Here is an 8,932-nt window from a genome sequence, read left to right on the forward strand (position 1 = left end):
GGTGAGTTGATGGTCGCGATTGATCGAGTCCAAACGCCCGCACAATGGCGTGCTGCATTAGACGAGCTGATCAAGAGCAAGCACCTGACCCTCGACGAGATAGAACGCCGCGGGGTTGCGCGAGCAACACTCAGCAATATTCGCACCGGTACGAGTGCGCGCCCTCGCTGGAGCACGGCTGAGAAGATCCTGCGCGCCTGCGCCCTTGCAGATGGTGACATCGAAGCGTGGGATCTCGCGTTTCAGCGTGCTTACGGCCCGGCTCTGGGTGTGCCGCTCACTGCTGAGTTGAATCCGTTCGAGTTGGGTATCCACAAGGCAATCACCGCCGATCGGCCCGACGTACCTGAAAGCCTGACGGTGTACGTCCCGCGCCCCCATGACGCCGAGCTGAACGAGATCGTTGACGCGGCGGCGGGCGGGCACAGTGCGATGGTCGTGCTGGTCGGCGACGCCTCTACCGGAAAGACCCGCGCTCTGTGGGAAGCGGTGGCTCGGCTACGAGAGCTGGGTGGATGGCGCATTTGGCACCCGACCAACCCGAATCGCCGCACGGCTCTTAGGGAACTGAAGTCGGCGCATCCCCGAACAGTGGTGTGGCTCAACGAAACCCAGGAATACCTCGGCGGCGATGACCGGGCTCCTGATGACGACACCGCCGTTGAGCTTCGTAACCTCGTCGATAATATAGAACTGGCACCGATCCTTATCGTAGGAACTCTGTGGCCCGAATATTGCGACAAATTGCACCGCGCTCAATCCTCCCAGGTCAGACTACTCCTCGACGTCGCTGCCACATTAATAACGATGCCATCAACGTTCACCGACGCTAGTCCTATCGACTTGGAGGCAGCTGCCGCGTCCGACCCTAGAATTGCGATGGCACGCAATCGATGTGACGATGGCCGACTCACTCAGTACCTTGCAGGGGGTCCGGAAATGGTGCGCCGGTATGAATTTGAGTTCTCGCCGACTGCACGCGCAATTGTCGAAGCCGCATGGGATGCCCGGCGTATGGGTCATCGTAATTCGATACCCCTCAGTATGCTCGCGGACACAGCGCCTGCCTATATGACAACCGTTGACTGGAACCGCATGGCCGCCGATGCGGATTGGCTCGAAAAGGCCATCGCCGTTGCGGCGCGTCCGTGCAAGGGCGCGGAGGGGCCGTTGACTCGGATAATCCCTGTTCCGCGACCTTCCCGCAGAACCAGAGGTACGGCCGTCCAGGGCGGCGAGCAGGGCACCTGCGGGGAACCGGTCTACAAACTGGCCGACTATCTGTACCAGTACGGCCGATCACGTCGGCGTGACATCATCCCTCCAATTCCCTTCTGGGAGGTCGCCGCACACCACTCGTGCCTGTCGGACCTTCACGTCCTCGGCCGTGCCGCATGGGATCGGGGCCTGTACCGAGATGCTGCCCAGCTGTGGAAGAACGCCGCCAGCCACGGTGACGGTGGGCGGTCCGTTCTGTGCTTGTTGACAGAGGTATCAGCGGTGTTTCCCGGCGACTGTCGGCCAGAAACATGGGCGATAGACCAATTATCACTCGATGGCCCAGCCGAGATATCTGAGTTTCTGGCCGATTTAGGGGAGTGGACTGTTAACGGGTCTGCTGCTATCGCAGACGTCGCCATCGCGGAGTCGCGACTCAACAGACAGGCCGCTGCGATCGCAGACCAGGCCGTCAAAAAGTCGCGGTTGGACGACCCCATAGGTATCCAGATGCTATTGCGAGAATTGCGAGTGCGTGAACTGTACGAGCAGGTCGAGGCGATCATATGCCGTGCCGCTACGGAGGCCAACCTCGACCATATTGATGCCAGTATCCTACTGGGTGAATTTGGGCGATACGGTTTCTCGGAGCAGGCTAATGCTATCGCGAAACGGCTTCCGAGCGAAGCCCGACTCGGAGATGCCTGGGAAGTTGGAAGAATGATACGGGATTTGGTGGATCTCGGATTCACCGAAGAGGCGTCCGTAATCGCTGATCGAGCCACGGCTGAGACTCGCTTCGAGGACTGGGGAGGGCTCAATTCGGTACTGTTCTGGCTGCTGGAGGCTGGGATGACCAAGCAAGCCAATCTTATCGCCGACAGGGTTGCCACCGAGCTGGACCTAGATCAGATACTTCAGTTCGGAGCGTACCTGGAAACACTGATCGATCTGGGTCTGATCGAGCAAGCTAGGGTTCTCGCCGCCAGGGCCGTCGAGGACCCGCAACTGTCCAAAATTGGGTGGATTTTGGAAAGCTGCGAGGAGCTCGGGCTCTCAGAGCAGGTCGCCAAAATTTTCGAGCGCATCAGCTGGAAGGAAATATTCGTCGATCCAGGTGGCCTAGGAAGTTGCCTCGCATTGCGTGGATATCTTTGGCGCTTAGAAACGATTGACAAGTTTGCGGCTCCTGCGCCTCGAATCGGACGCACCAACCCAAGAGGCACCGCAAAATTCCTCGACTCGCTCCCCTGGGATCTCCGCATCGCTGAGTACGCCACCGGGATCGCCGAACGGGCTACTACTGAAACCGATCTCACCAACCCGGTGGGCGTCGCGGATCTCCTCGTCTCACTCCGTGGGCTTGAGTTGACTGAGTACACCACCAGGATCGCTGAACGGGCTACTACTGAAACCGATCTCACCAACCCGGTGGGCGTCGCGGATCTCCTCGTCTCACTCCGTGGGCTTGAGTTGACTGAGTACGCCACCAGGATCGCTGAACGGGCTACCACTGAAACCGATCTCGACTACCCGAAGGGTGTCGCGAAGCTCCTCGTCGCGCTCTGGAACCTTGAGTTGACTGAGCACGCCACCAGGATCGTCAACCGGGCAACCACCGAGATCGAAGAATCTACCGAGAGCGCAGTCACATTGCTGCGCTCCCTTCAGAATCTCGGGCTGGTCGAACAGGCTGCAACGCTAGTCCATCGACTGCCAGGTGCTGCGATGTTCTCTCAATTTCTGGATTGTATTGATGATCCGGAGATCTTCCGCTTCGGACGTGACTCCGACGGACGTCCGGCTGATCCGTGGAGTTGGAGCGACCTGGATTGAATCTTGAGAAGTCTTCGACGTCTGCGTTACCACAGACGTGCGGTAGTGGAAGTCTTGTCCGTTCGCGTGTGGGCAATTCTGCCCCAGAGTTTGCCTCAACACGAATGAGGGTGGACACGCGCCCGCCCTTACCACTTTCAAACCTGAGCCTAGACGCGAAGCCCTAATCGCTGGCTGTGGTCGCGGACATCGGTGCGCATACCCGCCGGAGGCTTCCACAACAGGTCACGAAGCATATCTCGGGCGAACCCGTTGTAACGGATAGTCTCGGGCGCAGTCTGTTCCGACTTCACCAGCATCGTCAGCGCCGCGATGTCCTCCTCACGTTGCATGCAGGCGCGGGCGACTTCGATGAGGTGACGGCCGCGACGTGGCACGGAGACGATGCAGTCAACGTCTATCGAGCGGGCCGCGCGCAGCGCTTTGCCTGGTTGGCGCAGTTCGACGCCGAGAGTTGTTGCGTGCGCCGCCATTACCGGCTGGGAGAAGCTGGTCTGTACATGCTGATAGGTCGGGCTGGCTGGTCCCCGATGATGCGACCAGTTGGATTCGCACGTATCGCGACAGCCCTGATGAATACCGACCCAGAGCAAGCAAATCAGCTCATTGACCACGCAGAAACCCTCACCAGCTTCATATCAGACCTGTGGGATCCGATGGGCACGGTCACCCGTATCGCCGCGGTGTTGGCGGGTATAGATCCCGACCGCGCCGAAACCCTCGCCCACACCATCACCGACCCGGCGGAGCGGGTGCTCGCAGTCATGCGAATCGCCGCGGTGGTAGCCGCCGTGGAACCGGAGCGTGCCCTGACATTCCAACAAACCCTCACCCGACACGCCCAGCGGCCACAAGCCACCGAGTTCAGCGAACCGGAAATGAACCGTCACGGATTCGGGACCGGCTTCAGGTTTCAGACCAGCGCCGGTCGGCGTGGCGATAGTTGAGCGTAGTAGTCGGCTTCATACTCGGCTGGGGCGAGGTAGCCGAGCCGGGAATGCAGGCGGGCGTTGTTGTACCAGTCGCACCATTCCATCAGCGCGTACTCGACCTCGGAGATGGCTTTGAAAGGGCCGTGTCGGCGCACGACCTCGGTCTTGAACAGGCCGATGATCGACTCGGCGAGTGCATTGTCGTAGGCATCCCCGACCGATCCGATCGACGGTGAAATACCTTGCAGTGCGAGCGATTCAGTGAAGTTCACCGAAACATATTGAGACCCCGCATCGGAATGGTGAATCAGTCCGGGCTCGACGGGATGCCCGTAATGGTCACGCCGCCACACGGCCATGTTGACCGCTTTGGACACCAAAGGTGTCGTTTTCGACGCCGAGATGTTCCAGCCGACGATCGCGCGGGAGTAGGCGTCGAACACGAACGCCACATACGCCCACCCCGTCCAGGTCGAGACGTAGGTGAAATCGGCCACCCATACCTGGTTCGGCGCGGTCGCGGTGAAGTCGCGGTTGAGCCGGTCACCGGCTCGGATCCCGTCTTTGGCGGGGATCGTGGTCCGGTGTCGCCGGCCTCTGACGGCTCCGTTGAGTCCCAGTTCGCGCATGATCCGGTCCACGGTGCAGAACGCCACGTCATGGCCCTGGCGACGCAGCCAGCGTGTCATCTTGCGGCGTCCGTAGAGCTGCTCGGGTGCACCGTCGAGCCCACGTAGGGTGTTCTCGACATAGGCGTCGGCGACGTCGCGCGCCGAGGCCGGCCGACGGCGGGCCTTGCGGTAGGTCCTGGGCGCGATCTGCACTCCATGCATCGACAGTGCACGGCAGATCGACTCGACGCCGAAGACCTCACGGTATTCGTCGATGAATCCGACGATCAGCGGTGTCGCGGGTCGAGTTCCCGCGCGAAAAAAGCTGATGCGAGCTTGAGGATCTCGTTGGTTTGCTTGAGGTCCCGGTTCTCTTTGCGCAACCTCGCGAGCTCGTCGCGCTCGGCGCTCGACAGGCCCGGCGAGGCCGTCACGGTCTCCGACGGCACCTGCTCGAGGGCCTTCTTGATCCACAACCGCAGCGTTTCGTGGTGCACGTCGACCATCGGGCCGATCGCACGCGCAGCGGCGTAGGCGGATCCGTACTCATCGAGCCGTTCCAGAGCCAGACGCACGGCCTTCTCACGAACCTCGGGCGGGTAACGCTTCGATATGATGGGAACCATCTTCCTCAAAGACGGAAGCGGCCCCAAATCCGTGACGGTTCAATGTGGGCCTGTTGCTGGGGGAGTGCTTTGTCGTAGTGGTCGTTGACGGAGATGATCTCAAGATCTGCTTCGGGTCCGATGGCTGGTCGAGATTGCCGATTGGTGGGCTGTGGCGCTGTCGGGTCTTCGTGGCTGTGCGACATGTTCGGGATTCTCGCGCGTAGGTTGGCCAGTTGTCTCCGACACACCGCGCAGCCGGTAATGTCGAAGCCGTGCGTTTCTGAACGCTCGGGTGGCCGACGCGCGTTCATGCCAGCACGACCGGTGGTCCACCGCTGTCAATCAGATAAGAGGCCGCCGCTCCGAAATCGGTGAGGCCAGCATGCCCGATCCACCTGACCCGATTGCGCAACAGGCACCTGGTCCCATTCAGGACCTTGGCGTCCATCGCCTAGCTTCAACGTGGCCGCTGCTCATGGAGACCAGAATCGGGAACGCGACCGAGTCCGATCCAGGTGCCATAGTTCCTGGTGTCATCGACGGTCTGCGCTCAGGCCAGGCCTGCGCCCAGGCGTTATCCGTCGACTTCCGCCCGTCGCCGCCACACTGCCAGTACAGGTTCGATCGCGTTGTTCTGGAGGGAGGTCTCGCGGACGGACCGCGAACCGAACTCCTCATCGAAGATGATTTTGCGGAATTGGCGATGGAAGTAGACACCACGATGGCGGCTTGACCCGTTCGCGGCTACGGCGAAGACCTCAAGCGCTTCCCGGCGGTCAGGCGCTTCGGCGGGTGGTATCAAGGTGCCGTCGGAGTTTGTGTGTAAGGAGGACTCCCACACCTCCGAAATTGTTATAACCGCGTTGATGGCTCGGGATGCAACGCGCAGAGCCAGGTCTTTGAAGTAGCGGTGCTTGCTAATCCGATCGTCGAAGATCGGTGCTTCGATCAGGATCTGTCCGGTCCCATCGACGAGAATGGTGATGAATTGGTGGTAACGATCAGCCTTGAGGACCCGCTTCGCCAGGTCGAACAGTGGGTCGACAGCGTCCAGAGTGAAGTCGCTGCAGCTAGCTAGCGCTCCCCTGAACTCGTCGAGACGATACTTCCTGTCAGCGCGCTTCTGCTCGCGCTCGCTGAGGGGGCGGGTTGGGTGGAGGACAGAGGAGACAGGAGAACCATCGTCGATTCGGTATTGGGCACTGCGCCGATTCAGAGTGGTGACCATGCAGGGGGGCCTGAGATAGTCCGATGGCCAGAGCTTATCGGCAGCATCGGGAAGCCGACCAGTCGCACGATGTGCATCCTTAAGCAGCCCTGACAGCACGCTGTAGCAATGCGCTAATGCCTCCAAGATCTCGGTGTCGGGTAGGGCCTTGTCGGCCCAGCGCCGCTCCACGACGAAACTACCGTCTTTAACGAGCTGGCGGGGCAGTGACCGCAGGTAGCGCAGGTACTCCGGAGGATCTGTCAGCGGCGATATCTGGCGCGTTACCGTTCCGTCTCGCCGGGCAGCTTGAGCGAGGCTGTCGTCGATAAGGTCGACAACGTCGGAATAGTCGAGCAGAACTCGAATTGTTGCTGTCGACTCGATTTCGAGGTCGCCCTGTTTCACGACTCGGTTGCGGGAATTGATCAGCCACCGCATGATCGGATCGTCACGCATCTTGTCTTGCCAAGCCGGATACCATTCGTTGAAACTATCGATGCGATGTTTCTCTTTTTGCAGCGCGAACGTGATATTGCGCAGTGACTGCAGACAGGCATTGAGATGTTGTTGAAAGGCTCGCGGGCTGTCGTAATGCTCCTGACAGCCATGCCACCATCGGTGTGCTTCATCGAGCCGCTTGTGCGCGGTGGGCGTGGGGCAGCCGACCTCGACTGTCTTCGCGTCCGAATGAGAGCCTTCCGGCACTGTTGTCATTGCGATGCACCTCCGTCACTCGCACGCCTCGACAATCGATCACGGTAGCGGCTGAATCGAGCTACTCGGGTGAGCCCGGGTAGCAGCAGTCATCTGACTGGTCGTACAGCCAGGACTGTGTCCTTTCGGCCGAGGTCCTACGGGAAGCCGCCGTGCGCTCGTTACAGAGGGGGTGCGTTCAGAATCTGTCGTTCCTACAGCGAGGCTGTAGCGGCGCTGAGGGTGAGTTTGGTATGCCAGTCAGCAGGTTTTGAATCGCTGAAAGTCGTTACTCAGCAATGAGTCCAGTGGACAGGACGAACGTTGCCCGGGGTGCGCATGACGGCCGAGTCTGTTCAGGCTCCTCGTACATCACCGTGGTCTTATCGCATAGTCGGTGTTCTCGCCGGAGGCTGTCCGCGATGTGGCGCGCCCAATTCGGCCGGCAGTGATCCGGAGGTGCGAGCTGCTGTCGTGGACCGAGGTCTGCATGGGCTGACGTCAATCGCCTCGGCAGATTGCTCGGCCGTGAAATGGCACCGGGCACTGTATGACCCGGTGCGCGTGCTCGTTCGATCGTGACTTCGGGCCAGGGGGTGTCACCCGCTTCTGTGAACGGCGGGGCGCAGAGTTAAATGGTGCGAATTCGGCTGACGTGGCCAGTTCTCGTCCTACAGCGCCTGCAGCGTCGAACTGGGCTGCTCGGCCTCTCGGCGTTGCGGACGCGCCGGATCCACTGGTCTTGGACCGGCTGCGCGCCACCGCGTCCGACTGCCGTTACCGCCACTCCGCTGTTCGACCTGCCGGAGGCGACGCGAACCGGCTAATCCCGTAGCTCTTCTCACTCTGAACGGCGGACGCGTGAACCCGTCGTGCCCGGCGAGAGCCGGAGATCTGTCCCGCAGTCTCGAGGTTCGTTGAGTGGAGTGCACGGTCGTACCGAAGGGTCGATACTGGCATCTCGGCGCCCGCGCTTCGCGGCTGTCATCAGGTGTCAGACGCATGTGCCGCGTTATTGCCCCGGCGATGGTGGCGGTTGCGCGCATTAAACAGGTTCCGAGCATTGCTCACCGGATGTCGGACAGCTGACCTACTATGCGGCGCTATGGGGACCTTCGTCGAACTCATTGACCACTTGGATGACGATCCTGTGCAACGAGGCAGGGAGTTCGAGCATCTCTGCAAGTGGTTCTTGACCAACGACCCGACCTACAGGGCCACGCTACGACGGGTGTGGCTATGGGATGACTGGCCGGGTCGCTGGGCTGCCGACGCTGGCATCGACCTAGTCGCCGAGGACCACAACAGGAAGCTCTGGGCCATCCAAGCCAAGGCTTACGCTCCGGATCACACGGTCACCAAGAACGACGTGAACAAGTTTCTGGCTGAGTCGTCGCGTGCGGTCTTCTCCTTCCGACTCCTGATTGCCACCACCGACAAGCTGCATCACATAGCTCGGCGAACAATCAACGACCAGGAAAAGCACACCAGCTTCTTAGGTTTGAGTGACTTGCTGACATCAGAGGTTGATTGGCCGAGCGAGCCGGCAAACCTCCGTCCATCGCCGCCGCCGAAGTCCGCCAAACCGCGTGACTACCAGCGTGAAGCGATACGCAACGTCATCAATGGCTTTCAGACCGCTGACCGTGGGCAGCTCATCATGGCCTGCGGTACTGGGAAGACCCTCACATCCTTGTTTATCACGGAGAAGCTCGATGCCAAGCGCACCCTAGAGAGTGTCCTCAAAGTCTGGGCGGTTGAGGTGCCGGTTTGATTTGATGTGTGGTCGTGGTGGCACGTAGGCATGAATTGACCGAGGACCAG

General features: G+C 60.5%; 5 protein-coding genes and 1 other annotated feature. Of the genes, 3 read left to right on the forward strand and 2 right to left on the reverse strand.

The annotated features are described in order from the left end of the window. The first annotated feature begins 9 nt into the window (after nucleotides 1-9). Entirely contained in the window at nucleotides 10-3,054 is a 3,045-nt protein-coding gene (locus ACWCPQ_RS32270) for a hypothetical protein (protein WP_449906036.1), read from the forward strand. A gap of 176 nt (nucleotides 3,055-3,230) precedes the next feature. Further along, a complete protein-coding gene (locus tag ACWCPQ_RS32275) occupies nucleotides 3,231-4,001 on the forward strand; it encodes a hypothetical protein (RefSeq protein ID WP_449906039.1) in 771 nt (256 codons plus the stop codon). On the opposite strand, the gene ACWCPQ_RS32280 is transcribed toward ACWCPQ_RS32275, so the two are convergent. Together ACWCPQ_RS32280 and ACWCPQ_RS32285 are read right to left on the reverse strand one after the other, a co-directional pair. Then, nucleotides 3,968-5,223, reverse strand: a protein-coding gene (locus tag ACWCPQ_RS32280) for an IS3 family transposase (protein WP_449906046.1) whose coding sequence is annotated in 2 segments (ribosomal slippage) — nucleotides 3,968-4,926 and nucleotides 4,926-5,223 — 1,257 coding nt in all. Because the reading frame shifts where the segments join, the coding sequence is not laid out codon by codon here. The genes ACWCPQ_RS32275 and ACWCPQ_RS32280 overlap by 34 nt on opposite strands. Beyond that, nucleotides 4,796-4,924: a sequence feature (AL1L pseudoknot), on the reverse strand. (Overlaps the previous gene by 129 nt.) Nucleotides 5,224-5,779: 556 nt before the next feature. Further along, complete coding sequence (locus ACWCPQ_RS32285) at nucleotides 5,780-7,129, reverse strand: hypothetical protein (RefSeq protein ID WP_449906041.1); 1,350 nt, start codon at nucleotides 7,127-7,129, stop codon at nucleotides 5,780-5,782. A gap of 1,084 nt (nucleotides 7,130-8,213) precedes the next feature. Here ACWCPQ_RS32285 and ACWCPQ_RS32290 point away from each other — a divergent pair. Then, nucleotides 8,214-8,882: a restriction endonuclease gene (locus tag ACWCPQ_RS32290; protein ID WP_449906043.1), complete on the forward strand. Its 669-nt coding sequence runs from the start codon at nucleotides 8,214-8,216 to the stop codon at nucleotides 8,880-8,882. The last annotated feature ends 50 nt before the right edge of the window (nucleotides 8,883-8,932 follow it).

The organism is Nocardia sp. NPDC001965 (assembly GCF_053594175.1).

Coding starts and splice junctions, on each gene's coding strand:
- ACWCPQ_RS32270 (WP_449906036.1), top strand. CDS start 10: ATGGTCGCGATTGATCGAGTCCAAACGCCCGCACAATGGCGTGCTGCA.
- ACWCPQ_RS32285 (WP_449906041.1), bottom strand. CDS start 7,129: ATGACAACAGTGCCGGAAGGCTCTCATTCGGACGCGAAGACAGTCGAG.
- ACWCPQ_RS32290 (WP_449906043.1), top strand. CDS start 8,214: ATGGGGACCTTCGTCGAACTCATTGACCACTTGGATGACGATCCTGTG.